The following is a 24,310-nucleotide window of genomic DNA, read 5'->3' on the forward strand; positions in this document are numbered from 1 at the left end:
AAAAGCTGGAGTGTATAATGAAGAATACTCTTTTTGAAATGATTCGATTGTACAAAGATATCGAGAAGAGTGCTTGCATAGATTTTGAAGATCTACGAAAGAAGAATTTAGACGAAAAATTTTTTGAAGATTACAATAACGTCAGAGTTGTCAATAGTTTTTTATTTAACTTTTCAAAGTTGCAGGATAAGATTGGTTCTAAGCTTTTTAAAAAATTTTTATATGAATTGCAAGAAATTGATACTTATGAAGTTTCTATGATAGAGATTTTAAATATCCTAGAAAAATTAAATATACTCCAAATAGATGAGTGGCAGCGGCTTAGAGAAATACGTAACATTTTGGCCCACGAGTATCCATATGATTTGAATGAGCGGATAGAAAATATACAAATTGCTATGGAGGGTTTTACCCTTCTTCAAAAGATTTTAAATAGAATAGAGAAAAAAGCCAATGAGACTCTCAAAAGATGAGATAGAAATAATAAAAAGAAGTTTCGAAAAAGTTTTCAGTCAGGGTAAGATTATACTTTTTGGAAGCAGAGTTTATGATTATAGAAAGGGCGGAGACATAGATCTATATTTAATTGTGCCTAAACATGAGAGAAAAGTATCAAAAAAATTGGATTTCCTTGTGGAGCTGAGGAAAAAAATAGTTTATAAAAAGATTGATATTGTTTTTCATAGAGATACTCATAGAACGATAGAGCAAGAAGCAAAAAAAGGAATAGTAATTTATCAAAAAAAAGGATGATGATGAATTTACAAGCAATTGATCAAACCTATGTGTTGCACACCTATGCAAGAAACTATGTCAATTTCATAAAAGGCGAGAATGCAAAACTTTATGATGATACAGGGAAAGAGTATATCGACTTTACCAGCGGCATCGGGGTAGTGAGCGTGGGACACGGTAACAAAAGACTTGCCCAAGCTATTTGCGATCAGGCGCAAAAAATCATTCATATATCAAATCTTTATCTCATAGAACCTCAGGCTCTACTAGCCCAGAAAATTGTAGATCTGAGCGAATACGATATGCGCCTTTTCTTTGCCAACAGTGGTGCAGAAGCAAATGAGGGGGCGATAAAGATAGCCAGAAAATATGGAGAAGTGGACGGAGAAATCAAACGATATAAGATTATTACACTCAAACACTCTTTTCATGGTAGAACCATTACTGCTTTAAAAGCTACAGGACAGGAGGCGATGCATACCTATTTTGGTCCGTTTCCAGACGGCTTTGTGTATGCAGACTCGATCGATCAAATTCCTGAGCTTATAGACGATCATACGGTTGCAGTGATGATTGAGCTGATTCAAGGTGAAGGGGGTGTAGAGCCACAAGATAAGAGGGCAGTGCAAAATCTTTCCAAAATACTCAAAGAAAAAGATGTACTGCTAATCGTGGACGAGGTCCAAACAGGAATTTACAGAACCGGCGAATTTTTGGCCAGTAATCTTTATGAGATTGAACCAGACATCATCACTCTTGCAAAGGGACTTGGGGGAGGTGTGCCGATTGGAGCTGTGATGACACGCCTTAAAGATATTTTCAAACCAGGAGATCATGGCAGTACCTTTGGTGGTAACTATTTGAGTACCCGAGCAGCCCTTGAAGTGATAGCAATCTTGCAAGAATTCAAAGAGAGCGGGGAGTTGGATGAGCGGTTTATCTATTTTGAAACAAAACTTAAGGAACTCGCAAAAAGATATGAACAGCTTTTTGAAAAAGAGGTTGGACTGGGACTGATGCGAGGTCTTCGTGCAAAAAACGGTGATATCCAAGGGAAAATTATACAAGAGAGCTTTCAAGAAAGGGTGCTGGTATTGAAAGCGGGACGGAACACTGTTCGCTTTTTGCCGCCTCTTACCATTACCAAAGAGGAGATCGATGAAGGTTTTCAAAGATTTGAGAATGCACTCAAAAGGGTAGAAGTTGCTTAAAAAAGCCGGTATTGCTTTTTTGCCACTGATACTTTTTGCGCAAAGCAGTCTCATCTCTGAACTGAAAAAGCAAGAGATAAAGCTCGATGCCCAAAAAAGTGTTGTAGAGGCGAAAATTTTGCACGATAGCTGGATTAATCCAGTTAATATGCAGTATACCTACCAAAAAGGGGATCAATATCCCAATCAGCTTTTTGAATCTTTTTCCATACAAGTTGATCAGCCCATTTTCAAAAGTGGGGGGATATATAAAGCAATGCTGTATGCAGATGCCAAAAAAAGAAGTGCACTGCTTGGTGTGGAAAGCAAGAAAAAAGCCTACGTTTTTCAATATATTCAGCTTGCATTGCAGTACAAGCAGTTGGGGCTATCGATACAAAAACAGAAACTTTTGATAGAAAATGCCAAACTTGACATTTTGATCAAAAAGGATCAATACCTTCACGGAGAGATTGACAGCACTTTTTTGGATAACGCTATCGTCAACAAAAACTCTCTTGCTCTTGCGCTTATTGATCTGGAAGATCAGAGGCAACAGATTTTACATCAGATAAAAAACATCAGCGATCTTGATCCAAAGAGTGCGAAACTTCCAAGATTTTCATTGGTTGCAAAACAAAATTATATCGATGATAATCTGTTGTTGAAGCAAAGCAGAGCCGATATTGAAGCGAACAGGCACTATAAATATATGAGTATCGCTCGATATTTGCCGACACTCTCGCTATTTGCCAATGTAAATTATCAAAAGATGCAAGGAAGTCTCTATTTTCCAGGTTATCAATATACCGATCACTACAAAACCTACGGTTTTCGTATCACCATGCCTCTTTTTGATATCAATGCCCTACGGAATATCGAATCGGCCAAAATAGACTATCTCAAATCAAAAAACAGATTTGCTCAATTGAAACGAGAGAAGCTGAATCTGTATCGATCAACGCTTCGCTCCATTCATCTGCTTGATAAAAAAATCGCTCTTACCAAAGAGGATCTTATACTTTATCAGGGACTTTTAAAAGATACGAAAGATCGTTATAAGGCGGGAGAAAAAACGAAGTACGATGTGATGATAATGCAAAATTCTTTGCAGACAAAAAAGATCGATCTGCAGATATATGATATTCAAAAACAAATACTTCTGAGCAAATTGTATCAAGAGATGGCTCATGCGATTTAGTACTTTTATGAACGAGTGGCTCTATGCTTCTGACGGATATTACGCAAATCAGCTCCAAATAGGAAAAAGCGGTGATTTTTTTACGGCAGTCAGTGTCACGCCTCTTTTTGGCGGAGCCATTGCCAAACATATCTATACACAGATCCAAAAGGGCAGACTCTCACCCCATGCAACAATTATGGAAATAGGAGCTCATCAGGGATATCTCTTGGCAGATATCATCCAGTTTCTCTATACTTTCGATCCTGCATTGTTAAAAACATTGCAATTTGGCATTGTGGAGCCTATTGCAAAACTACGTTCATTGCAAAATGAGTATTTGAAAGAAAGTTTTGGCGATGCAATCCAGTTTCATCATTACAGTTCGTTCGATGAGGTTCGGTGCAAAGAGGCATTTGTAGTTGCGAATGAAATATTTGATGCATTTGGATGTGAACTTGTCTATAAAGGGAAACAGGCATATGTTTCAAAGGATTTTATGATTGAATGGAAGGAAGCAGATTCAAAAATTCTTGAACTTGCCAAAAGTTTTGGACAGATAAAGGGAGAAGTTGCCGTAGGATATGAAGAATTCGCCAAAAAACTATATAGTGCATTTGAAAAAGTGGAGTTCGTAACATTTGATTATGGTGATTTGGAAGTGAGAAACGATTTTAGTATTCGGGTCTATACGAACCACCAAGTTTTTCCATTTTTTGATGAAAAACTAGATATCAAGCAAGTATATAAAAGAAGCGATATCACCTATGATGTCAACTTTTCCCATCTCAGAAAGGCTTTCGAGGAGTCTGGATTTGTGGTGGATGCCTATCAGACGCAGTTGGCTGCTTTAGTGGAGTTTGGTATTATGGAGCTTCTTGAAGAGATTTTGCAGAAAAAAGGGTATGATCTGTATAGGCAAGAGCTTGAGAAAGTCAAAATTCTTATCCACCCTTCTCATATGGGAGAACGCTTTAAGATGATACAGTTTAGTAAAGGATAAAATTTATTACTTATGATATAATAGTTGCAAAAGGAGGGGAAATGAGAAAAATTGTTGCAACTATTCTTTTTGCATTAGTTCTATATGCCGACAGTATCAATGGATGGACACGGCTGCATGAGGCTATCTATAAAGAGGACATGAAACAGATTGAGCGATTGATCAAAAACGGAGCAGATATAGAAGCTTCTAGCAAAGCGGGGATTACCCCACTACTGATGGCTGTCAAGATGCGAAATCTGGATATTGTAAAATATTTGATCGAACATGGTGCCGATGTGGATGATGAGGACAACAACGGAATGACGGCTTTGCACTATGCTGTGGGCGAACGAAGAGTAGGTATCGTAAAGTATCTTCTCAAACACGATGCCGATATTAATGCAAAAAACAGATATGGAATCACTCCTTTGCATCAAGCCGCTTATATGGGGGATGTAAAAATGATCGATCTTCTTTTGAAACTGGGAGCGGATCCAAATATTAAAAATGCTTTAGGAATGAATCCTTGTCAGCTCGCTTACGCCAAGCACAGATTTTTAGTGGCAAAATATATGCAAAGTTTCACAAAAGGGGAGTGTGTTGTTGGTGACAATTAACGGTGAACAAAGAGAGATTAAAGAAAACATGACCATTGAGGATATCTTAAAAGAGTTGGGTGTTATGGATAAAGTGATGGCAGTTGCAGTAAATATGCAAATTGTCAAAAAAGAGGAGTGGAGCAGCTTCAAACCCAAAGAGGGAGACAAGATAGAATTTTTGGGGTTTACAGGCGGAGGATAATCAGTATTGGATGATGACTGCCACGGCGACTGCCACGCCCGCATCATGGGAGATAGAGAGGGCGGTTTGCTGAATATGAAACATCTTCTCTTTTCCATTGAGAAGTTTAAAAGCTGGAGCTCCATTTTTCTCTTTATATATTTGGATATCGTGAAATCCTAGCTCTTTTCCTATTCCTGTTTTGAGTGCTTTGGATACAGCTTCTTTTGCCGCCCAAAAACCCGCAATTGTTTGAGGTTTTTTCGCAAGCTCAATCTCTTGAGGCAGTAAAAATCGCTCAAGTCCTTTTTGACCATATTTTTCTATCATTTTTTCTATTCGTTCTATCTGGACGATATCTATACCTATCATGAAAGCCTTTTTTTGATAAAATTATAACAACTATCCTTGAAGGATCCTAATGGAGCAGGTTTTTTTCTATCTTGGTTATCCGTTCGTTCAGTTTTTTAGAATGCTTGAGAAATTTGGCACTTTTATACTTTTTCAGATAAAGATATTGCCGCTCTTTTTCAAGCCGCCCTATAGAGTCAAAGAGACATTGCAGCAGATGGACATTATTGGTGTAGGTTCCCTTTTTGTCATTGCTTTGACAGCGATTTTTACTGGACTTGTTGAAGCGATTCAACTCTATCATGGATTTCATAAATTTAGTGCTGAGGAGTTTATGGGATATACCATATTTGTCTCTATTTCCAAAGAACTTGGGCCGGTGTTTGGGGCTTTGATGCTGGTGTCACGCGCGGTGAGTGCCATGACGGCCGAACTAGGAACGATGCGGGTAACAGAGCAGATCGATGCTATCGATACGTTGGCGGTGGATAGTAAAAAATATCTTATTGTTCCCAGGGTGATAGCCACGACATTGTCTACACCTATTTTGGTAATCGTTTTTGTTTTCTTGGGAAATATTGCAGCTTATCTGATCTCTGTATACGCTCTTGGCGTCAATCCTACATCGTATAAAAACACTATCACTACGTATCTGGAATTTAGCGATATTGGTACAGGAATCATCAAAGCTTTTGTTTTTGGATACCTTATCAGTATCATTGGAACGTATATCGGATATTTTACGAGAGGTGGCGCAAGAGGAGTAGGCCTTTCGACAACAAAATCCGTTGTCTATGCGGCGATGACCGTTTTTGTAGCCAACTATTTTCTCTCTACGCTCTTTTTATACCTGGACTGGTAATCAGTCGCAGGTAATATCAAGCTCTTTTATAAGATCTTCAAAAAATGGTCCGGCTTTTTTGTCGTAATCGTCATGAAATTCGATCACATATTCTCCATTCTCTATATCTTTTGGTTCTACGGTAATTTGCGGAGAAATTCTGTATTTCGCTATGAGGTCATTAACAAGATTGCATATTTTCTTTTTCTCTTCCAAAGAATCATAATCAATCTCCAATCTCGCATACCGCTCTTCCATAGCCATATGTGCTTTTGAGTTTTTTTTCATTGTCGCTCCTTACATCCAGTCTATAATCTGTTCAACGCTACGTACCGCATATGTCTTGATCGCTATGCTTTGCAATGGTTTTGAAGGGACTACCGCCTTTGTAAAACCTTGACTTGCGGCTTCCTTGAGACGATTATCCAGCATCATTATATCTTTTATTTCTCCAGTCAGTCCAACTTCTCCCAAAAAAATGGTCTCCTCACTGAGTGGTCTATTGCGAAAACTACTTAAAATGGCAGCGACAATTGCCAAATCTGCAGCGGTTTCTGCAATTTTGATGCCTCCTGCGATATTGACAAAAACATCGTATTGATTGAATGGTAAATCGAGTTTTTTTTCAAGCAGTGCCAAAAGCATCGTGAGTCTGCTTGCGTCGTATCCTGTTGTGCTTCTTTTTGGAGTTGGATAACCCGTTTCTGCCACAAGAGCCTGAACTTCCAAAATAATGGGTCTGCTTCCTTCCATTACCACAGTGGCTGCCGATCCGATCTGAGAGGATCCTCTTTGAAAAAAACGTTTGGAGATATTTTTTGCACTCATGAGTCCTTTTTGCGTCATTTCGAAAATACCGACTTCGCTGATGCTGCCAAATCTGTTTTTAAAGCCTCTGAGCATTCGTATCTCTTTTGAACTGTCCCCTTCAAAATAGAGTACCGTATCTACCATATGTTCAAGGACCCTGGGACCAGCGATAGATCCCTCTTTGGTGATATGTCCGATGATAAAAACAGGGAGTTTCATCGATTTCGCAATCCTCATCAGCTCAAATGTCACTGCTTTGACCTGGCTGACTGTTCCAGGAGCTGTCGTAATCTCTTCAGAATAGATCGTTTGAATTGAGTCGATAACAAGAAGATCATAGCTATCTGTGTGAAGATGCGACACTATATTTTCCAAAATGAGTTCATTCAATAAAAAGAGATTGGGATGGTTCGCTTCAATCCTATCGGCTCGCATTTTTATCTGACTTGCGGACTCTTCAGCACTGACGTACAAAACTTTTTTCCCGCTTTTTGCAAGATTGGCACAGGTTTTAAGCAAAAGTGTCGATTTGCCTACTCCGGGACTTCCACCTACCAAAACAAGGGAACCTTCGACCAAGCCTCCGCCTAATACAAGGTCAAGTTCTTCGCTACCGGTTGATATCCGATGAATTTTCTCTTTTTCTATTTCTGTAATAGGTTTTGGTTGCGATAAAGAGCTTTTTTGCGCTTTTTTTTGGATTTTTTGATCTTTATGGCTGATTTCTATGAAGGATTCCCATGCGCCGCAATTGACGCATTTTCCCATCCATTTGGCACTCTGATATCCACAATGTTGGCATTCATAAATACTCTTTTTTGCCATTACAGCTCCCAACGATTTTTAAGAAGCAAAAGCAATTTTTCACTAAAAAACGTATCGAACATATAACGCCAAACCCAAATTGCGAGTATCATAAGCAAAATATAGGTAAAAATGATCCATTTATGTTCACGAAAGTCGATTTTTTCATCTTTGAATCTGCCAATTAACACAGAAACAAAAAGGAATATAATAATTCCTGCTCCTGCATAGAAGACTATTTCTAGATTAGACAAATATTGCATCGAGTATCGTATCCACATATTCATTTGGATCAAATGGAGTCAAATCTTCCATTTTTTCGCCCGTGCCTACATATAGAATCGGTAAAGCCATCTCATGAGATATGCTCAACAGCGCTCCTCCTTTGGCCGTACCGTCAAGTTTAGTGACGATAATGCCGTCTACCCCTACCATTTCGTGAAACGCTTTTGCCTGGTTGATAGCAGAATTGCCCTGAGTCCCGTCAAGAATCAATAATTTTCTATGGGGAGCACCTTCCATTGCTTTCGAGCAAACACGTACAATTTTTTTCAACTCTTCGGCCAGATTTGATTGTGTGTGCAATCTTCCAGCAGTATCTATAAGTACGTGATCGATTCCTTTCGATTTTGCTTTTTGAATCGTATCGAATGCAACTGCTGAGGGGTCATGACCCTGCTTTGTAGCGACAATGGGGACATCAAGTTTATGAGCCCATTTTGTCAATTGTTCAATGGCTGCTGCCCTGAACGTATCGGCTGCCCCCAAAATGACGCTTTTTCCTTCTTGTTTGTATCGGTATGCGAGCTTCGCGATGGTCGTTGTTTTTCCGGCACCATTGACACCCAAAATCAGTTCAACAAAAGGTTTGACGTTTGCTTCTTTTACAGGAGCTGGTTTGAATAGAAAAAGAAGTTCATTTTTGAGTGCAACTCTATTGACTTTGTTCGGCAAAGAGTTGACAATCTTTTCAACAAGATCATACTCCACATCCGCTTCGATCAAGATCTCTTCAATCTCTTCAGGAGTGGCATATTTTTTCTTGGGCGTGTGCTCTTCTATATTTTCAACTGTTTTTTTCAGCGCTTTTTTGATAAAACCAAACATCTTTATTCTCCTAAAGCCTTTTTGATATCACTATGAAAGATCTCATACGGAACAGCTCCGATATAGTGCATATAATATTTGCCATCTTGTAAAATTAATGTCAAGGGTATTGGCATATTGGCTCCTGCTTGAAGCATTGCATACACTTTTTGGGCGAATTGCAGATTGTGATCAACAGAGCGTGAGACAAAATAGTCCATGTGATTTTCTTGTATAAACTCTTCCAGATTTTTCTTATCTAAAGGTAGAGCTATGATATCGATTCTATTTTGAAAAGTTTTATACAGTTCATTGAGTTCAGGAATTTCAGCTTTGCATGAAGGGCACCATGTGGCAAAAAAGACAAATATCTCAATATTTTTTCCATTGGGAATGATAAATTTGTCATCAACAATTTTGACAACTCTTTTATGATTGCTTGTATCATAAAATGTATAAACAGGTGGTGTCTCTTTTATAACCGGTTTTTCAACTTCTTTTGAAACCTTTTTTTGTTTCTCTTCTTTCTTTGTACATCCTGTTAAAAAGAGCAGTATTATCAAAAGAGGGAGAAAAAATTTTTGCATCCTCATCCTTTTTTTGTAAAATCGGATTACATTATATTCAATGAAGGCTTAAAATGAGTTCACCTAAAGAGCGTTTTCGAAACAGATGCAAAGAGAAACTTTTACAAAAACCGGTTTCAAGAAAGCTACACAAGATGCTTCAAGCAAACCTTCAATTTATTCTTGATGCACTCAATCCAAACAATATGCTCGTTTTTATGCCAATGGCTCATGAGCCTGATCTTTTAGGATTTTTCGCTCATCTTAGAAGGAAAAAAAATATATTTGTTCCCTTTATGCAAGGGCAAAGTTTCAAGATGGTAAAATTCAGACTACCTATAAAAAGAGGAAAATTTGGCATAAAAGAGCCGTCCAACTCTTTTTTTGAAACAAAAATTGATATAGTTTTGATTCCCGTCATCGGGGTAGACGGGGATTTTCGTCGAATCGGATTTGGTAAAGGGATGTACGATAGGTTCATGGCTGCTTTGCCATATCAGCCGATTGTGATCTTTGTACAAACAAAAGAGTGTCTGATAAAAGAGAGAATCTGTGATACGTATGATGTACGTGGAGATTTTTTAATTACCCCGAAAAAAATTTATATACGAGGGGATAGTGATGTGGGTAGAGATTTTAGTAGGAAGTTCTGCAGCAATCATAAGCGGCGCTGCAGGATATTTACTGTCGAAAAAAATTGAAAAAGATAAATTAAAAATATATGAAGAACAAGCCAGAGCCAAGGCCAAAGCGATTGAGCATGAAGCTGAAAAGATTTTGCAAAATGCCCAGGTCCAAGTCAAAGAGGCCGAGCTTGAATTAAAAAAAGATTTTGAAAAGAAACTTGAAGAGCTGAAACGTGATTATGATGAGCGATTCAGTGAACTGATGGAAAAAGAGATGTCCTTGAAACAGATGTTCAAGGACGAACTCAAACACATTACCCTTGAAAAGCAGGAGATTAAAGCTGAAAGGGAAGAGGTTAATAGACTTAAAAACGAGTATGAAGAGCTGAAAAAACGGTATGAAGAGAAATATCAAGAAGTTCTAGAGGCGTTGCAACAGCAAGCGGGTCTGACGCTTGAAGAGGCAAAAAATCTCATCTTGCAAAAAGCAGAAGAAGAGAGTCGTCTTGAAATTGCCAATATTGTGAGAAAATATGAAGAAGAGGCAAAAAGAGAAGCAAAACGAAGAGCAAACTACATTATTGCCCAGGCGACGACGAGGTTTGCAGGAGAGTTTGCAGCGGAGCGTCTTATCAATACTGTCAGTATTCCAAGTGAAGATATCAAGGGCCGCATCATCGGAAAAGAGGGACGCAATATCAAGACTTTGGAGATGCTGCTTGGTGTGGACATCATCATAGATGATACGCCTAATGCGATTATTTTGAGCTCTTTCAATCTCTATAGACGGGCTATTGCGACGAAGGTAATCGAACTTTTGGTTGAAGATGGAAGAATTCAGCCTTCAAGAATCGAAGAGATTTATGAAAAGGTGAAAGAGGAGTTTGACCAGCAGCTTCTGGAAGAGGGCGAAAATATCGTGATTGACCTAGGAATTGGACCGATACATCCAGAGATCGTAAAACTGATCGGTCGCCTCAAATTTCGGGCAAGTTATGGGCAAAACGCTTTGGGTCACTCCTTGGAGGTGGCCCATTTAGCCGGTATCATGGCTGCAGAGATGGGTGGTGATGAAGTGATGGCAAAACGTGCAGGGCTTTTGCATGATATCGGCAAGGCCTTAACGCATGAATATAGCGGAAGCCATGTGGATTTGGGTGCCGAAATCTGTAAACGCTACAAAGAACCGGATGTTGTTATCAACGCTATTTATGCTCACCATGGCCACGAAGAGCCAAGAAGCATTGAGGCTGCAGCAGTATGTGCAGCAGATACTCTCAGTGCAGCAAGACCGGGTGCTCGACGGGAAGTACTTGAAGCCTTTTTAAAACGAGTCCAGGCCATTGAAGAGATAGCATTGAGCAAACCAGGAGTCAAAAAAGCGTACGCCATCAATGCAGGACGAGAAGTGAGAGTCATTGTCAATGCAGAGCTTGTCAATGATAACGAGGCGGTTCTTCTTGCCAAGGAGATTGCAAAAGATATCGAATCTGGGGTTCAATATCCCGGAGAGATCAAAGTCAATGTCATCAGAGAAAATAGGGCGATAGAGTACGCCCGATAATCAATCGTTGTGAGGAGAGTCGTCGTAAGGGTCGAGATGGATTGTGATATTCCACTCTGAATCGGGATCGAGCTTCTTAATCTCCTCTTCGATTTTGTCTGAAACCCTATGTGCATCTAAAAGGGAGATGTCAGGCGTAAAAACTACGTGTACATCGACAAAGTTCGTATCTCCACTTCTTCTTGTCCGCAAATAGTGATAGTCGGTTACTTCCGGTTGCTCTGTGATTATCTGTTTGATCTTTTCCACATATTTTTCATCCAACGCTACATCCAAAAGAATAAGCGTCCCCTCTTTAATGAGTTCAAAAGCCTCTTTAATGATATATACGGCTATTGCTATACCAAAAATGCCATCGATCCAGTGCCATCCGGTAAAGTAGATGATGGCCAGTGAGAGTAAAACAGCAGAGTTTGAAAAAAGGTCTGTTTTGTAGTGCAGGGCATCCGATTTGACGACCATGTTTTTTGTTTTTTTATAGACATAATTGAGAAAAAAGACGAGTCCCCCTGTAAGAATAATGGAAATCACCATGACGATTATAGAATCGTCAAGATAGGCTATCTGTTTTCGATGCCAGATATTGTCGACTCCTTTGTAAAAAATAAAGAGCCCCGATATGGTGATGATAGTTCCCTCGATGACAGCGGCAAGTGCCTCTATCTTGCCTAGTCCATAGTTGAATTTTTCCGTTGGTGCTTTTTCCGCTTTTGAAATGGCAAAATAGTTAAACATCGATACTGCGATATCGAGAATCGAATCGATTGCACTTGCTAAAACAGCTGCAGAGCCGCTCAAAATACCTATAATGAGCTTGATACATACCAAAATCGTAGCGACAACACTTGCTACAACAGTTGCTTTTTTCTGCAAAGTCATTGTAATCCTTTACAAAATTTTTAGGATTGTAACGAAAGAAGGCTTAAGAGTCGGTCTATCTGGTTTGTAGTAAAAAGAGATTTTTCTTGTACCGTTTCTGGCTCAAAATTGTCAGAGACAAGTTTGATTATATATACAGGTGTTTTGAACAGTTTTGCCGTCTCGACAATGGCACTTGCTTCCATATCTGCCAATGTTTTTTGCTTGATATGTACAGGTTTGGAAAATGTCGTGCAGCTGGTTTTCGGTAAAATGGGAGGAGTATCGATATGAAACACTTTATCGCTATCGATATCGATCACTTTTTTAATCGCAAAAAGTGAGCCGATACTCTCTCCTGCTGCGTATCCTATGTTACAAACTTCTTCTCTTTTCTGGACAAGAGCATAGGAGAGTGCGGCTGCAGCTTTTATTTTTCCTATACCGCTTATGACTATACGATGCTTTTGGTTTGCATAGATGGAAAAAGGTTTTTTTTCTATTTGCTTCATATCCAATTTTTCTATAATAGGAGCAATTTCTGTATATGTCGCTGCGATAATAAGCATAGCGCCTCTTTCGAAAAATATTTGTTATCATACAAAAAAATGGAGGAAGGTTCTATGGGGATAGAGGAAATCAAGAGTGAACGTGAAAGATGGCTACAATGGAAAAACATAGCACCACTTAGAGAAAAGCTTTGCCAACTTCCTAAAGTAGAGTGCGATGTGGAGCTTGGAGATATCATAAAGATTACTGGAGATATACCACAAAGTATACAAGAACAGATTTTTGAGACGGCATGGGCTATGAGACCATGGAGGAAAGGGCCATTTGAGATTTTTGGCACATATATCGACAGTGAATGGAAAAGCTATATCAAATACAATCTTTTAGAGCCCCATTTTGATCTTGAAGGAAAGGACGTAGCGGATATTGGTTGCAACAATGGCTACTATATGTTTCGTATGCTCACACATCATCCAAAATCTTTAACGGGATTTGATCCCTCTCCACTGTTTCGAACGCAGTTTGATTTCATCAATCATTTTGTCCAAAGCAGTATCGTTTATGAGCTTTTGGGTGTAGAACATCTTCCTTTGTATAGGAAAAAGTTTGATGTCATCTTTTGTCTTGGAGTGCTCTATCATAGAAGCGATCCCATAGCGATGCTCAAATGGCTCAAGCAAGGTTTGAAAGAGTGTGGCGAGATTTTTTTGGATACCTTTTACATCGAAGGAGAGGATCCAGTTGCGCTGTGTCCGGCTAAAACCTACTCAAAAATTCCAAATGTCCATTTCGTTCCAACCATCAAAGCACTGCAAAACTGGTGCGAAAAGGCTGGATTTGAATATTTTGAAATATTGGCAACAAAACCGACTACATTTGAAGAACAAAGAAAAACGGATTGGATTTTGGGTGAGAGTCTGGAAGATTTTTTGGATCCAGCTGATCCTCAACGAACAGTAGAGGGATATCCCGCACCCAAACGGGTTTATATAAAGTTACGGAGAAAAAGATGAAAAAAGGAATACTTCTTGATATTGGAGGTGTACTGTATGAAGGAGAGAGTCCGATAAAGGGAGCTAAAGAGGCTCTTTGTTCACTTCGCAAACACTATACTATACGGTTTGTATCAAACACGAGTCGAGTATCGCCAAAAAATCTATTAAAAAAACTACGTAATATGGGATTTGAGATTTACGAAGAGGAACTTTTTACCGCTTTGAGCGCAGCAAAGCTTTTTCTGAAAAGCCAGAATGCTAAAGCGTATGTGATAGCGACCGATGAAGCGAAAAACTATTTTGATGATTTAGATGGTACGATGCAATATGTTCTCGTATGCGATGCCTATAAAAACTTTACATATGACGCACTGAATGAGGGATTTCGCTATCTTGAATCTGGAGCCGGATTCATAGCAACTAATATGAACAGGTATTTTAAAGATGAAGATGGTTTGAGTCTTGATGCCGGTGGTTTTGTACAATGTTTGGAATATGCGAGCGACAAAAAGGCAAAAATTTTGGGAAAACCAAATTGTGAATTTTTTGCCTTGGCACTTGAAAGTATGGGATTGAAAAAAGATGAGGTAATAATGGTTGGAGACGATATAGAAAGTGACATTTTAGGTGCGAAAGCTTGTTGGATTACTACGGTCATGGTCCAAACAGGAAAATATAAAGAAAAAGACCTGTTGAAAGGACGCCCTGATTTTTTGATAGAATCTATTGCAGATTTACCAAAACTCATGGAGGAGATTTGATGAAGGTATATGGCATAAAAACGTGCGGAAGTGTCAAAAAAGCACTCAAGTTTTTCAATGACAACGGTATCGAATATGAGTTTGTCGATTTTAAAAAGAGTCCGGTAGGATGCGAGAAGATAGATGAATGGATCAAGAAAGTAGGAATTAATACACTGTTCAATACCAGAGGGACCAAATATCGACAATTAAAATTAAAAGAACTAAATTTGGATGATGCAGGAAAGAGAGAGTGGCTTTGTAAAGAGAATCTTTTGATCAAACGACCTGTTATTGAGTTGAATAATGGTGATGTGATTGTTGGATTTGATGAGGAGCTGTATAACAAGGTGTTCCATGGAGCTTAGGACGCATAAAAACATTGATCCGACATTGAGTGGACGTGTGATAGAGCTAAGGCCGGATTACGCAAAGGTTGCGCTTCAAACGTCACAAATAATGGCTGCCGATGAACGAGGGTTAGTACATGGTGGATTTACTTTTAGTGCCGCAGATTTTGCGGCAATGGCGGCAGTCAATGAACCGTATGTGGTACTGAGCAGTGCCGAAGTTCGATTTACTGCGCCTGTGCAGGTAGGTGATAATGTTGTTTTTGAGGCCCAAGTAGTGCAAAAAGAGGGGAAAAAAGCATTCATTGATGTGGTTGGTAGAGTGGAAGACCAAAAGGTCTTCGCAGGAAGTTTCGTTACATTTATTCCGCAGACTCATATTTTAGACAGATAATTATATAGCTCGAAGCCAGTAATCGACAAACCGCTGTTCCGAGCGAACAGATGTGGGATCTCCGTGTCCTGGATAGACCGGTTTATCGTATGGGAGGGTCTTGAATTTTTTAAGACTCTCTTTCATAGCCTCTGGATCAGAGTAGGGGAAATCGACCCTGCCGATACTACCTTTAAAAATAAAGTCCCCACTACACCAAAAATCACCAAAATCGATAACGCTGCATCCTGGCGTATGACCTGGAAAGTGTAAGAATGTAATCTTTTCTCCTGCAATATCAACTGTTTGATCACCTTGTACAAGGATATCTGGTTCGCTTTTTGGCATCTGCATCCCAAACTGATCTTTTTGTAGGAAAAAAGCATCCTTTTCATGGATAATGATAGGGATATTGAGCTTCTCTTTGAGTTCTGCATTGCTCCAAATATGATCGAAATGACCGTGTGTATTGAGTATGGCAACAGGATTTGTAACATTTTCCAAAACCCAAGGTGTGGCTCCTACGCCAGGATCCACGATGAAATCTTTGTCGTTAATTGTTACAATATAGCAATTTGTTTGATATTGACCCATTGGTTGATATTTGATTTGCAAATTTACTCCTTAAGAGGTGATGATGGAATTTTTTCAAACGTTAGAAGCAATTATACAGATATCTGATCCGTACGAGAAGATGGAACAGTTTAAAAGGTTTTATACATTGTTTCAAAATGGCTCAATTCCAATGAATCACGAACAAAAAAGTATTATGTTTCATGAGCCCTCTTTTCGAGGTTTTTGCGAGATTGTTGATCCCCAAAAGGTACCAAGAAGAAGCAGATTCGGAACCGCTGAGGGGCGTGCAATACTTCTGCATGCCATAGCGCATATTGAGTATAGTGCCATTGATCTTGCATTGGATGCAGCCTATAGATTTAAAAATTTGCCAAAGCAGTTTTATAAAGACTGGTTGCAGGTAGCAGATGATGAATGTAGACACTTTTTAATGATAGATTCGCTTTTAAAAGAGCTTGGATACAGGTATGGTGATTTTCCTGTACATCAAGGCTTGTTTGATGCGGGCAAGGCGAGTCAAACCTTAATTGATCGGATGGCTGTTGTCCCAAGATATTTGGAAGCAAATGGACTTGATGCCAATCCCAGAATCATTCAAAAATTAAAAAAATTTCATGACCCTTTTGCTATAAAAATGACACAAGCACTCGATATTATACTTACTGAAGAGATAGCCCATGTGAAAAAGGGAGATTTTTGGTTTCGTTGGGCTTGTGAACAAGCGGGATGTGAAGATATTGAAAAAGAGTATTTTCAAAGAATCGAGAAAATCTACCCCGGAACGCTTCATAGCAAAACGGAGGTGAATATCGAAGCAAGAAAAAAAGCGGGTTTTAGTTGCCGTGAGATAGAGCTATTATCAAAAGAGAGAATAGATTGTGGATAAAAATTATCATTTGTTAAAAATTATCAATATTAATCAAGAGCATTAAATATAAAAGAATAGATTAAGTAGTAATTTAGTATAATTTACTCAATATCCTTAAGGTAGGAGCAAGAAATGAAAAAAATTCCTCTTTTTTCACTGCAAATAGACAGCAAAGAGATAGAGTCGATCAAAGAAGCTCTTGAACAAAAAAATAAGCGAGACGAACTTGAAAAAAGTTTTGCGCAATATATAGGATGCCCACACTCTTTGGCTACATCCAATGAAACGGCCTCGTTGCATCTGGCAATGACGACGATAGATTTAAAACGGGGCGATAAGATTTTGTGTAGTGTCAATTCCTACCCAAATGTTCCCGAAGTAGTTCGCCATTTCGATGCAGAACCGATCTTTGTCGATATCTGTCCAGATGATTTCAATATCGATTTGGATGAGTTGGAAAAGATCCTTAGTAAGAACAAAAGCAAAAAGCTCAAAGGTGCTATCATTTCACATATTGCAGGCCAGCCTACAGATCTTGACAGACTGTATGAAATTGCACGTGAATATAATATCCTCATTATTGAAGATGCTTCCAATGCACTGGGTGCGACATACAACGGAAACAAAATAGGCTCTTTGGAAGCAGATATCACCACATTTAGTTTCAATCCACATAAACGTTTTACGACGAACAATGGCGGAATGATGTGTTTGAAAAATGAAGAGTTGGAAGAAAGAGCAAGACTCTTGCAAAGAAACGCAATGGTTCGCAGTGAATGGGATGAAGAGGGACATCTTGGATATATCTATGATGTCGTTGATATCGGTTTGGAATATGATATGAGTGATTTAGAAGCCGCGTTTAATCTTTCTCAACTGCAAAAAAACGATGCAGCGATAGAGCGAAGACGTCAAATTGCGGCAATCTACCATAAAGAGTTGGCAAATACACCGCATATTGAACTTCCAAAAGAGGTAAGAGACCATATCTATTCGCTTTTTATTATCAAGATAGATAAAAACAGAGACTCTTTTGCAAGAGAACTCTATAAAAGAGGAATAGAAGTAGGCCTTCACTATATTCCCCTTCATCTATTGAGTTACTATAAGCAAAAATATAGTTTGCGCATTAACGATTTTCCAAAAGCGTTGAGAAACTATCAACAAATTCTCTCAATTCCAATACATTCGGGAATGAGTGATGAAGATGTATATTATGTTATAGAACAGATCAAAGAGGTGGCTCAATCAAGGGTATAGTCCATTTTTTCGAGGAGGGATTTTATCGTCCCTCTGCTTGGCACAGAATTATCTCTTTCGCACTTTTTCCATTCAGTATACTCTATTGCAGCGTTGCGATTTTAAAAAAGATTCTTCCAAAAGAGCAAGATTTCGATATACCTATAATAAGTGTTGGAAATCTCACAGTTGGCGGAAGTGGGAAAACGCCAATCGTTGCCGCACTGGCAAGAAGATATGACAAATGCGCAATAGTGCTTCGAGGGTTTCATAGACACAGCAAGGGACTACGTCTTGTCAGTAATGGCAAAAGTTTGCTATGTAATGCAAAAGAGTGCGGGGATGAAGCGGTAATGCTTGCGCAAATGGTCCCGAATGCAGTTGTTATCGTCTGCGAAAGAAGAGAAGAGGGGATCGAAAAAGCAAAAGGATTAGGCTGTAACGTTCTATTTTTAGATGATGCATTTCATAAACCCTACAAAAAGTTTGATATCCTTATCGATATTAAGACACCCAATAGGCTCTGTCTTCCAAGTGGTCCTTATAGGCTTCCAAGAGCGTTTTTGAAAAAGGCCGATTTGGTCGTTCAAGAAGAAAGAGATTTTTTGCGAAACGTTTGGATCAGCAATCCAAAGAAAAAGATGGTTTTATTAACGGCCATTGCCTATCCAAAAAGAGTGCTTCGCTATGTACCGAAAGGAACAAAAGCCTATTTTTTTGAAGACCATCACCACTTTACAAAAGAAGAACTTGAGCAAATATGGCACAAAGAAAAGCCGGATGCATTTCTGGTTACAAGGAAAGATGCGGTAAAATTGGAGCAGTTTTCCTATCCTCTTTCTATTTTGGAGCTTGAGCTCACTATTTCTAAAGAGGTGTATGAAAAGGTTGATAGATACATAAAGGAGTATGATGCAAAAAAAGATTCAAATCGTTCAGACACTGCTTGATGCTCTTCCATTCATCAAAAAATTTCGTGATGAGATTTTTGTCATCAAATATGGAGGAAGTGCCCAAACAGATCAGAAACTCAAAGAGAAATTTGCACAAGATATCTTGCTGCTTTATACCGTTGGTATCAAGCCGGTAATCGTGCACGGAGGAGGAAAGAGAATCACAGAGATTCTCAGCAGACTCAAAATCGATACGACTTTTATCGATGGTCAGCGGGTAACGACAGCTGAAGTGATGGAGATCGTTGAGATGGTTTTAAGCGGAGATATCAATAAGGAGATCGTGAGTCTGTTAAACAACCATGGAGCCAAAGCGATAGGGGTAAGTGGGAAAGATGCCCATTTTATCACAGCGCGTCCGAAAGATTTTGAGAAGTTTGGCTATACAGGTGTTATTGACCATATCGATCCAAGCGTCGTACAAAATCTGTTGCAAGAGCAGTTTGTACCAGTAATCGCCCCTATTGCTGCAAGCAATCAATTGGGACACCCCGGATACAACATCAATGCAGATCTGTGTGCCAGCAAAGTAGCAGGTGCGCTGAAGGCCAAAAAGATCATCTTTTTGACCGATACTCCAGGGGTATTGGATAAAGATGGAAAACTCATTTCGACACTTACGGAAGAGAAAATTGAGCTGTTGAAAAAAGATGGAACGATTAGTGGGGGCATGATACCGAAAGTGGATGCCTGCCTTGAAGCGATTGATGGAGGTGTGGAAAAGGCTCATATCATCGATGGAAGAGTGGAACACTCGCTTCTTTTGGAGATCTTTACAAGCGAGGGTATCGGAACACAAGTGTTAGGAGGATAAATGAAAGTTGTTTTCTCCACAGTTGCTGATATGCAAACAGCAAGAGATATCGCGAAATCTTTGGTTGAAAAGAGAGTAGCTGCTTGTGTCAATATCGTGCCAGGAGTTCTGTCTGTGTATGAATGGCAGGGGAAAATAGAAGAAGATAAGGAGCTGCTGCTCATAATCAAAACGAACAATTTTCAAAATGTGCAAAATGTAATCACACAGATGCATCCATACGATGTACCTGAGATTATCGCCATGGATATAGCGGATATCGATGAAAAATATCTATCATGGATGCAGTCAGTTTTGGTAGAATAAGCAAAAAATTTAAAGGGCGTGTATGCTGTTTATAGAGACACGGGGAAATGATGGCAAAAAACCACAAAAGGTACCTTTCAGTGAGGCAATTTTAAGCCCAAGTGCAAGTTTTGGCGGGTTGTATGTCCCAGAATCACTTCCAAATCTGGATGAAACATTTTTTCAAAACCATCTAAAAAGCAGTTATAAAGCATTGGCATATGATCTTTTAAAACGTTTCGAAATCGATATCGAAGATGATTTGATACAAGAGGCTTTAGATCTGTATGACAAATTTGATGATCCAAACAATCCCGTACCGGTGGTAGAGGTAGAAGAGAAGTTTTATGTAAGCGAACTCTATCACGGACCCACAAGAGCCTTTAAAGATATGGCGTTGCAGCCATTTGGCTATATTCTTTCTTCTCTTGCAAAACAAAGAGGAGAAAACTATCTTATTTTGGCAGCAACCAGTGGTGATACAGGTCCAGCGACACTGGAAACATTTAAAAACAAACCAAATATCAAAGTGGCATGTCTCTATCCGGCTGGTGGGACAAGTGATGTGCAACGATTGCAAATGGTTACAGAAGATGGAAAAAATCTCAAAGTGATAGGGATAGAGGGCAATTTTGATGACGCACAAACGGCATTGAAAAACCTTTTGGCATCCTCCGAATTTAAATCGTTTTTGCAAAGCAAAGGTATCAAGCTTAGTGCTGCGAACTCTGTCAATTTTGGAAGGATTATCTTTCAAATCATCTATCATATCCATAGTTATCTTGAACTTATGCGAAAAAGAAAAATCGATTTTGGCCATGCGATCAATCTAATCGTGCCAAGCGGAAACTTTGGGAACGCTTTGGGTGCATACTATGCGAAAAAGATGGGATTGCCGGTTGCAAAAATTTTGATTGCTTCCAATGCAAATAACGTACTGACGCAACTTATTAGAGAAGGACGTTACGATTTGAGAGATAAATGTCTGATTCAGACAAGTTCTCCAGCAATGGATATTTTGAAATCATCCAATGTTGAGCGTGTCCTCTTTGATAAATTTGGCCCTGAGCGGACGAAAGAGCTTATGGAAAGTCTTAATGAAAAGAACTACTATGAGCTTACAAAAGAGGAGCTACAAGCGCTGCAAGAGGATTTTGATGCTGATTTTACCACTGATGATGAAGTCATGGAAGTTATCAAAAAGTATGTAACACAAAAGAGTTATTTGATGGATCCTCATACTGCAACGACTGTCAAACTCTACAAAACGCACAAGGAAAAAGAGAATATCGCCTATTCAACAGCAGAATGGACAAAGTTCGCTCCTACAGTGTATAAGGCGCTGACGGGAAAAGATGAAAAGGTTCGTGACCAGGAAGCTTTGGAAGCAGTCTCCCAAATGACTGGAGCGAAAATCCCCGAAAGGATCAAATCTCTTTTTGAAAAACCGATTATTCATGATACGGTAATTCCAAAAGAAAAGATTCAAGAAACGATTATAAAGTTTTTGGAGTGATCAATATTTTTTGATCATTCTCCAAATCCAAATTACAAAAGGAATCTCAAAAAGAGTAGCCAAGATTGTAGCTTTCAACGTTCCATGATGGGTTTGTGTCAAAGGAAGATCGCTTGTATTCATTCCAAAAAAGCCTGTTATGAGAGTGAGAGGCAAGAATATGGCGGAGATAATGGTAAGAATAAACATGATTTTATTCATCTTTTCATCCATTTTTGCCTGATAAAAATTGTAGAGGTTATCCAGTTTTTCCAGTGCTGCTTTACTAAAACGGAAAGCTCTGTCTAAATGCTCTTCAAGATCTCTGTAAGCATGTTCGTCAAGATCGGACTTGTAGTGTTTTGAAAATCTTCCAAAAGCTATCATGGCATGGGACATAAGTCGTTCGATCAAGGAGAGCTCTTTTTTGAGCATCAGCCACTCATTGGGGAAGTTTGAATCGATGTCATTTTCATAGAGTCTGTCTTCCAGTTTTTCTATGACCGTTTGTAATCGTGATATTTTTGCTAAAATCTTGTCGATTCGTACATCGAGATAGGTATACAAACTGGAAAAATCCCCTAATAATGCAAACTCTTTAGAACTTCTGTCGAATACATATACCTCTTTGTTATGGATCAAAAAAGCGTAACTGACAACAAAAACGTGATTTTCTTTGATATAGGGAAGTCTAAGAATTAAAACGCCATATCCGTTGCTCAATTCGAAATCGCTTGGATGTTCATTATTGAAAATATCATCTTGAATATATTTATTGAGTTTAAACTTCATTGCATTCCTTCTATTCTTTCTCTTTTTTCTTCAAGTTCCAAATACTCCTCGAGTAGTTTTTCATGTTCATTTTCTAGCTCTGCCAGTTTTTGAGAAATTGCTACGATCCCCTCCTTTTCATAGCATTCGGGGTTGCTGAGGCATTCGCTGATTTGTGCTATCTCTTCCTCAAGATATTCGATGAGAGAGGGGAGTTCTTCAAGTCTTTTTTGCTCTTTATAGGAGAGTTTTTCCTTGCGTTGTCGAACTCGTATCGGCTTTTCCTGTGTTGCGTGTATTGCTTTTTCTAGTGTTTCAAGCTCATGGATCTCTTTTTCAATTTCCAGATATTCACTGTAGCTTTGATACGATTCTTCAACGATACCGTTCCCTTTAAAAATAAAGAGCTTTTTAGCGATTTTGTCGACAAAATAGCGATCATGGCTGACGAAAATCACAGCTCCTGGGAATTTTTGCAGATTCTCTTCTAAAATGTTGATTGTTGGAATATCCAAATCATTTGTTGGCTCATCCAAAATCAAACAATCTACTTTTTTTGTAAAAAGCAGCGCTAAAGCAACTCTGTTTTTCTCTCCGCCACTGAGGCTTCCAATCTTTTTGTCCAAAAACTCTTTTGGAAACAGAAAGTTTTTAAGGTATCCATATACATGCATGCTTTTTCCCCAGACTTCGACCCTGTCTCCTCCGTTAGGACAAAAAGTTTCGATAAGGTTTTTCTCATCATCAAGCATCGTTCTGTGCTGATCAAAATAGCCTATTGTAAATTCACCCCGTTTGATAACCCCGCTATCCGGCTTTGTCTGGCCTAAAAGCAGCTGCAAAAATGTGGATTTTCCCGTTCCATTTTTTCCGACGATGGCAATGGTGTCTCGCTGCAATATGCGTGTGGAAAAATCTTTGATAAGCAGCTTTTCTCCGGCATATTTTGTGACATGTTCCAGCTCAAATAGAACCTTTTTCTTGCTGATTCCATCTTCTCTATTAAAATGTTTCTTTTCCCGCTCCAACTGCATTTGGACTTTTTTAATGAGGGCAGGATTTTTTTTGGCTTTTTCCCGGAGCTCAAGAACGCGTTTCTTTCGTCCTTCGTTGCGTTTCACTCTCGCTTTTACTCCCCGTCTTAGCCACTCCTCTTCTTGTTTTAGAAGTCGCAAAAGATTCTCATGCTGCTTTTGCAAATTTTTGAGCAGCTCCTCTTTTTGTTCCAAATAGCTGCTATATCCTCCTTTAAAGCTACGGAGTTTGCAATCTTCCACCTCTACAACTCGCGTTGCGATATTATCGATAAAGTACCTGTCGTGACTCACAAAAAGCATGGTATAGTGCTCTTTTGCAATCATCTCTTCCAAAAAGGAGACCATATAGACATCCAGATGGTTTGTAGGTTCATCCAGCAGTAATATATCCGGTTTTTGAAGCAAAAGTCCTGCCAGTGCCACGCGTCGCTGTTCACCACCACTCAGTGACGTAACAAGTCTGTCTTCATACATTTTGAGATTGAACTCTTGCAATACGCGTTCTATTTTTTCTTCCATATTCCAGGCATTGTGATAGTCCAAAAAATTGCTGAGGGCATTCAGCTCTTCCAAAAGAGCGGTGTTTTCCGGATTTTCGGCTATTTGGATACTGACTTGTTCATATCTTTTTTTGGCCTCATTGATCTCTTTGAGTTGATCTAAAATTGCCTCTTTTACTGTCAATGTTGGATCAAATTTTGGAACTTGTGGCAGCATTCTGATTTGCAAATTTTGACGAACTTTCCTTTCACCTTCATCAAAATCTTCCAATCCTGCCACTATTTTCATCAAGGTCGATTTGCCGCTGCCATTTTTCCCGACAATCGCTACCCGTTCTCCTTCATCGATAGTAAAGTCTACGCCACATAGGATCTTTTGTGCTTCGTAGTTTTTCTTAATTTGTGCAAGATCTATCAATGCCATTGAT

At 39.1% G+C, this 24,310-nt stretch carries 31 protein-coding genes; 20 read left to right on the forward strand and 11 right to left on the reverse strand.

Annotated elements, in window-relative coordinates:
• Positions 1 to 17: 17 nt before the first annotated feature.
• The 7 genes from JG735_RS04875 to thiS are packed head-to-tail and all read left to right on the forward strand — an operon-like array spanning position 18 to position 4,891.
• Positions 18 to 473: a hypothetical protein gene (locus tag JG735_RS04875; protein ID WP_201333964.1), complete on the forward strand. Its 456-nt coding sequence runs from the start codon at positions 18 to 20 to the stop codon at positions 471 to 473.
• Positions 454 to 753, forward strand: a complete 300-nt coding sequence (locus JG735_RS04880; protein WP_201333965.1) for a nucleotidyltransferase domain-containing protein — start codon at positions 454 to 456, stop codon at positions 751 to 753. Before JG735_RS04875 ends, JG735_RS04880 begins: the two co-directional genes overlap by 20 nt.
• 2 nt (positions 754 to 755) lie before the next feature.
• The gene (locus JG735_RS04885; protein WP_201333966.1) at positions 756 to 1,946 is read left to right on the forward strand and encodes an aspartate aminotransferase family protein; all 1,191 of its coding nucleotides are present in this window, start codon (positions 756 to 758) and stop codon (positions 1,944 to 1,946) included.
• Positions 1,939 to 3,126, forward strand: a complete 1,188-nt coding sequence (locus JG735_RS04890; RefSeq protein ID WP_201333967.1) for a TolC family protein — start codon at positions 1,939 to 1,941, stop codon at positions 3,124 to 3,126. The genes JG735_RS04885 and JG735_RS04890 overlap by 8 nt, the downstream gene beginning before the upstream one ends.
• Positions 3,116 to 4,108, forward strand: a complete 993-nt coding sequence (locus JG735_RS04895) for an SAM-dependent methyltransferase (RefSeq protein WP_201333968.1) — start codon at positions 3,116 to 3,118, stop codon at positions 4,106 to 4,108. Before JG735_RS04890 ends, JG735_RS04895 begins: the two co-directional genes overlap by 11 nt.
• A 41-nt stretch (positions 4,109 to 4,149) precedes the next feature.
• Positions 4,150 to 4,707 carry an ankyrin repeat domain-containing protein gene (locus JG735_RS04900; protein WP_201333969.1) on the forward strand — a complete coding sequence of 186 codons (558 nt, stop codon included), beginning with the start codon at positions 4,150 to 4,152 and terminating at the stop codon, positions 4,705 to 4,707.
• Positions 4,691 to 4,891 (forward strand): sulfur carrier protein ThiS, encoded by a 201-nt coding sequence (gene thiS / locus JG735_RS04905; RefSeq protein WP_201333970.1) that lies wholly within the window; start codon positions 4,691 to 4,693, stop codon positions 4,889 to 4,891. The genes JG735_RS04900 and thiS overlap by 17 nt, the downstream gene beginning before the upstream one ends.
• On the opposite strand, the gene acpS is transcribed toward thiS, so the two are convergent.
• On the reverse strand, positions 4,892 to 5,242 hold the full coding sequence (gene acpS, locus JG735_RS04910) for a holo-ACP synthase (protein WP_201333971.1): 351 nt from the start codon (positions 5,240 to 5,242) through the stop codon (positions 4,892 to 4,894).
• Between the two features lie 49 nt (positions 5,243 to 5,291).
• Here acpS and JG735_RS04915 point away from each other — a divergent pair, with 49 nt between their 5' ends.
• Positions 5,292 to 6,083, forward strand: coding sequence for an ABC transporter permease (locus JG735_RS04915; protein WP_201333972.1), 792 nt, complete (start codon positions 5,292 to 5,294; stop codon positions 6,081 to 6,083).
• Here JG735_RS04915 and JG735_RS04920 read toward each other — a convergent pair whose 3' ends face one another.
• Genes JG735_RS04920 through JG735_RS04940 form a run of 5 tightly spaced genes read right to left on the reverse strand, consistent with a single transcriptional unit; the run spans position 6,084 to position 9,349 of the window.
• Positions 6,084 to 6,350 carry a hypothetical protein gene (locus tag JG735_RS04920; protein WP_201333973.1) on the reverse strand — a complete coding sequence of 89 codons (267 nt, stop codon included), beginning with the start codon at positions 6,348 to 6,350 and terminating at the stop codon, positions 6,084 to 6,086.
• Between the two features lie 9 nt (positions 6,351 to 6,359).
• On the reverse strand, positions 6,360 to 7,697 hold the full coding sequence (gene radA, locus JG735_RS04925) for a DNA repair protein RadA (protein WP_201333974.1): 1,338 nt from the start codon (positions 7,695 to 7,697) through the stop codon (positions 6,360 to 6,362).
• Positions 7,697 to 7,939 carry a hypothetical protein gene (locus tag JG735_RS04930; RefSeq protein ID WP_201333975.1) on the reverse strand — a complete coding sequence of 81 codons (243 nt, stop codon included), beginning with the start codon at positions 7,937 to 7,939 and terminating at the stop codon, positions 7,697 to 7,699. Before JG735_RS04930 ends, radA begins: the two co-directional genes overlap by 1 nt.
• Complete coding sequence (ftsY, locus tag JG735_RS04935) at positions 7,923 to 8,783, reverse strand: signal recognition particle-docking protein FtsY (protein WP_201333976.1); 861 nt, start codon at positions 8,781 to 8,783, stop codon at positions 7,923 to 7,925. The genes JG735_RS04930 and ftsY overlap by 17 nt, the downstream gene beginning before the upstream one ends.
• Positions 8,784 to 8,785: 2 nt before the next feature.
• A complete protein-coding gene (locus tag JG735_RS04940; RefSeq protein WP_201333977.1) occupies positions 8,786 to 9,349 on the reverse strand; it encodes a thioredoxin-like domain-containing protein in 564 nt (187 codons plus the stop codon).
• A gap of 53 nt (positions 9,350 to 9,402) precedes the next feature.
• On the opposite strand from JG735_RS04940, the gene JG735_RS04945 reads away from it, so the two are divergent.
• Positions 9,403 to 10,029, forward strand: a complete 627-nt coding sequence (locus JG735_RS04945) for a 5-formyltetrahydrofolate cyclo-ligase (RefSeq protein WP_201333978.1) — start codon at positions 9,403 to 9,405, stop codon at positions 10,027 to 10,029.
• Positions 9,950 to 11,518, forward strand: a complete 1,569-nt coding sequence (gene rny / locus JG735_RS04950) for a ribonuclease Y (protein WP_201333979.1) — start codon at positions 9,950 to 9,952, stop codon at positions 11,516 to 11,518. Before JG735_RS04945 ends, rny begins: the two co-directional genes overlap by 80 nt.
• Here the strand turns inward: rny and JG735_RS04955 are convergent, their stop codons facing one another.
• Both JG735_RS04955 and JG735_RS04960 read right to left on the reverse strand, forming a co-directional pair.
• Positions 11,519 to 12,397 (reverse strand): cation diffusion facilitator family transporter, encoded by an 879-nt coding sequence (locus tag JG735_RS04955; RefSeq protein WP_201333980.1) that lies wholly within the window; start codon positions 12,395 to 12,397, stop codon positions 11,519 to 11,521.
• Between the two features lie 20 nt (positions 12,398 to 12,417).
• Positions 12,418 to 12,945: a hypothetical protein gene (locus JG735_RS04960; RefSeq protein ID WP_201333981.1), complete on the reverse strand. Its 528-nt coding sequence runs from the start codon at positions 12,943 to 12,945 to the stop codon at positions 12,418 to 12,420.
• 54 nt (positions 12,946 to 12,999) lie between these two features.
• Between JG735_RS04960 and cmoB the strand changes: the two genes are divergently transcribed.
• The 4 genes from cmoB to JG735_RS04980 are packed head-to-tail and all read left to right on the forward strand — an operon-like array spanning position 13,000 to position 15,365.
• Complete coding sequence (gene cmoB, locus JG735_RS04965) at positions 13,000 to 13,899, forward strand: tRNA 5-methoxyuridine(34)/uridine 5-oxyacetic acid(34) synthase CmoB (protein WP_201333982.1); 900 nt, start codon at positions 13,000 to 13,002, stop codon at positions 13,897 to 13,899.
• Positions 13,896 to 14,642 carry a TIGR01458 family HAD-type hydrolase gene (locus JG735_RS04970; RefSeq protein ID WP_201333983.1) on the forward strand — a complete coding sequence of 249 codons (747 nt, stop codon included), beginning with the start codon at positions 13,896 to 13,898 and terminating at the stop codon, positions 14,640 to 14,642. The genes cmoB and JG735_RS04970 overlap by 4 nt, the downstream gene beginning before the upstream one ends.
• A complete protein-coding gene (locus JG735_RS04975; RefSeq protein WP_201333984.1) occupies positions 14,642 to 14,989 on the forward strand; it encodes an arsenate reductase family protein in 348 nt (115 codons plus the stop codon). Before JG735_RS04970 ends, JG735_RS04975 begins: the two co-directional genes overlap by 1 nt.
• The gene (locus JG735_RS04980; RefSeq protein ID WP_201333985.1) at positions 14,979 to 15,365 is read left to right on the forward strand and encodes a hotdog domain-containing protein; all 387 of its coding nucleotides are present in this window, start codon (positions 14,979 to 14,981) and stop codon (positions 15,363 to 15,365) included. The genes JG735_RS04975 and JG735_RS04980 overlap by 11 nt, the downstream gene beginning before the upstream one ends.
• Here JG735_RS04980 and JG735_RS04985 read toward each other — a convergent pair whose 3' ends face one another.
• Complete coding sequence (locus JG735_RS04985) at positions 15,366 to 15,959, reverse strand: MBL fold metallo-hydrolase (RefSeq protein WP_201333986.1); 594 nt, start codon at positions 15,957 to 15,959, stop codon at positions 15,366 to 15,368.
• 22 nt (positions 15,960 to 15,981) lie between these two features.
• Here JG735_RS04985 and JG735_RS04990 point away from each other — a divergent pair, with 22 nt between their 5' ends.
• From JG735_RS04990 to thrC, 6 genes are all read left to right on the forward strand, one after another.
• Positions 15,982 to 16,806 carry a ferritin-like domain-containing protein gene (locus JG735_RS04990; RefSeq protein WP_201333987.1) on the forward strand — a complete coding sequence of 275 codons (825 nt, stop codon included), beginning with the start codon at positions 15,982 to 15,984 and terminating at the stop codon, positions 16,804 to 16,806.
• Positions 16,807 to 16,920: 114 nt separating this feature from the next.
• Entirely contained in the window at positions 16,921 to 18,048 is a 1,128-nt protein-coding gene (locus tag JG735_RS04995) for a DegT/DnrJ/EryC1/StrS aminotransferase family protein (protein WP_201333988.1), read from the forward strand.
• 50 nt (positions 18,049 to 18,098) lie between these two features.
• Complete coding sequence (locus JG735_RS05000; protein WP_236584371.1) at positions 18,099 to 18,977, forward strand: tetraacyldisaccharide 4'-kinase; 879 nt, start codon at positions 18,099 to 18,101, stop codon at positions 18,975 to 18,977.
• Positions 18,940 to 19,794, forward strand: a complete 855-nt coding sequence (gene argB / locus JG735_RS05005) for an acetylglutamate kinase (protein ID WP_201333989.1) — start codon at positions 18,940 to 18,942, stop codon at positions 19,792 to 19,794. Before JG735_RS05000 ends, argB begins: the two co-directional genes overlap by 38 nt.
• Entirely contained in the window at positions 19,795 to 20,100 is a 306-nt protein-coding gene (cutA, locus tag JG735_RS05010; protein ID WP_201333990.1) for a divalent-cation tolerance protein CutA, read from the forward strand.
• 22 nt (positions 20,101 to 20,122) lie between these two features.
• The gene (gene thrC, locus JG735_RS05015; RefSeq protein ID WP_201333991.1) at positions 20,123 to 21,595 is read left to right on the forward strand and encodes a threonine synthase; all 1,473 of its coding nucleotides are present in this window, start codon (positions 20,123 to 20,125) and stop codon (positions 21,593 to 21,595) included.
• Here the strand turns inward: thrC and JG735_RS05020 are convergent, their stop codons facing one another.
• Both JG735_RS05020 and abc-f read right to left on the reverse strand, forming a co-directional pair.
• On the reverse strand, positions 21,596 to 22,366 hold the full coding sequence (locus JG735_RS05020) for a CorA family divalent cation transporter (protein WP_201333992.1): 771 nt from the start codon (positions 22,364 to 22,366) through the stop codon (positions 21,596 to 21,598).
• Positions 22,363 to 24,306 (reverse strand): ribosomal protection-like ABC-F family protein, encoded by a 1,944-nt coding sequence (abc-f, locus tag JG735_RS05025; RefSeq protein ID WP_201333993.1) that lies wholly within the window; start codon positions 24,304 to 24,306, stop codon positions 22,363 to 22,365. Before abc-f ends, JG735_RS05020 begins: the two co-directional genes overlap by 4 nt.
• Positions 24,307 to 24,310 lie beyond the last annotated feature (4 nt).

The sequence above is a fragment of the Nitratiruptor sp. YY08-10 genome (assembly GCF_016629565.1).
In the GTDB taxonomy this organism is placed as follows: Bacteria; Campylobacterota; Campylobacteria; order Campylobacterales; family Nitratiruptoraceae; genus Nitratiruptor.

Coding starts and splice junctions, on each gene's coding strand:
- JG735_RS04940 (WP_201333977.1), bottom strand. CDS start 9,349: ATGCAAAAATTTTTTCTCCCTCTTTTGATAATACTGCTCTTTTTAACA.
- JG735_RS04955 (WP_201333980.1), bottom strand. CDS start 12,397: ATGACTTTGCAGAAAAAAGCAACTGTTGTAGCAAGTGTTGTCGCTACG.
- JG735_RS04945 (WP_201333978.1), top strand. CDS start 9,403: ATGAGTTCACCTAAAGAGCGTTTTCGAAACAGATGCAAAGAGAAACTT.
- rny (WP_201333979.1), top strand. CDS start 9,950: ATGTGGGTAGAGATTTTAGTAGGAAGTTCTGCAGCAATCATAAGCGGC.
- JG735_RS04930 (WP_201333975.1), bottom strand. CDS start 7,939: ATGCAATATTTGTCTAATCTAGAAATAGTCTTCTATGCAGGAGCAGGA.
- JG735_RS04915 (WP_201333972.1), top strand. CDS start 5,292: ATGGAGCAGGTTTTTTTCTATCTTGGTTATCCGTTCGTTCAGTTTTTT.
- JG735_RS05020 (WP_201333992.1), bottom strand. CDS start 22,366: ATGAAGTTTAAACTCAATAAATATATTCAAGATGATATTTTCAATAAT.
- JG735_RS04970 (WP_201333983.1), top strand. CDS start 13,896: ATGAAAAAAGGAATACTTCTTGATATTGGAGGTGTACTGTATGAAGGA.
- JG735_RS04990 (WP_201333987.1), top strand. CDS start 15,982: ATGGAATTTTTTCAAACGTTAGAAGCAATTATACAGATATCTGATCCG.
- radA (WP_201333974.1), bottom strand. CDS start 7,697: ATGGCAAAAAAGAGTATTTATGAATGCCAACATTGTGGATATCAGAGT.
- JG735_RS04895 (WP_201333968.1), top strand. CDS start 3,116: ATGCGATTTAGTACTTTTATGAACGAGTGGCTCTATGCTTCTGACGGA.
- argB (WP_201333989.1), top strand. CDS start 18,940: ATGCAAAAAAAGATTCAAATCGTTCAGACACTGCTTGATGCTCTTCCA.
- JG735_RS04995 (WP_201333988.1), top strand. CDS start 16,921: ATGAAAAAAATTCCTCTTTTTTCACTGCAAATAGACAGCAAAGAGATA.
- JG735_RS04980 (WP_201333985.1), top strand. CDS start 14,979: ATGGAGCTTAGGACGCATAAAAACATTGATCCGACATTGAGTGGACGT.
- JG735_RS04975 (WP_201333984.1), top strand. CDS start 14,642: ATGAAGGTATATGGCATAAAAACGTGCGGAAGTGTCAAAAAAGCACTC.
- JG735_RS04880 (WP_201333965.1), top strand. CDS start 454: ATGAGACTCTCAAAAGATGAGATAGAAATAATAAAAAGAAGTTTCGAA.
- JG735_RS04960 (WP_201333981.1), bottom strand. CDS start 12,945: ATGCTTATTATCGCAGCGACATATACAGAAATTGCTCCTATTATAGAA.
- JG735_RS04900 (WP_201333969.1), top strand. CDS start 4,150: ATGAGAAAAATTGTTGCAACTATTCTTTTTGCATTAGTTCTATATGCC.
- JG735_RS04875 (WP_201333964.1), top strand. CDS start 18: ATGAAGAATACTCTTTTTGAAATGATTCGATTGTACAAAGATATCGAG.
- acpS (WP_201333971.1), bottom strand. CDS start 5,242: ATGATAGGTATAGATATCGTCCAGATAGAACGAATAGAAAAAATGATA.
- JG735_RS04885 (WP_201333966.1), top strand. CDS start 756: ATGAATTTACAAGCAATTGATCAAACCTATGTGTTGCACACCTATGCA.
- JG735_RS04920 (WP_201333973.1), bottom strand. CDS start 6,350: ATGAAAAAAAACTCAAAAGCACATATGGCTATGGAAGAGCGGTATGCG.
- abc-f (WP_201333993.1), bottom strand. CDS start 24,306: ATGGCATTGATAGATCTTGCACAAATTAAGAAAAACTACGAAGCACAA.
- thrC (WP_201333991.1), top strand. CDS start 20,123: ATGCTGTTTATAGAGACACGGGGAAATGATGGCAAAAAACCACAAAAG.
- ftsY (WP_201333976.1), bottom strand. CDS start 8,783: ATGTTTGGTTTTATCAAAAAAGCGCTGAAAAAAACAGTTGAAAATATA.
- cutA (WP_201333990.1), top strand. CDS start 19,795: ATGAAAGTTGTTTTCTCCACAGTTGCTGATATGCAAACAGCAAGAGAT.
- cmoB (WP_201333982.1), top strand. CDS start 13,000: ATGGGGATAGAGGAAATCAAGAGTGAACGTGAAAGATGGCTACAATGG.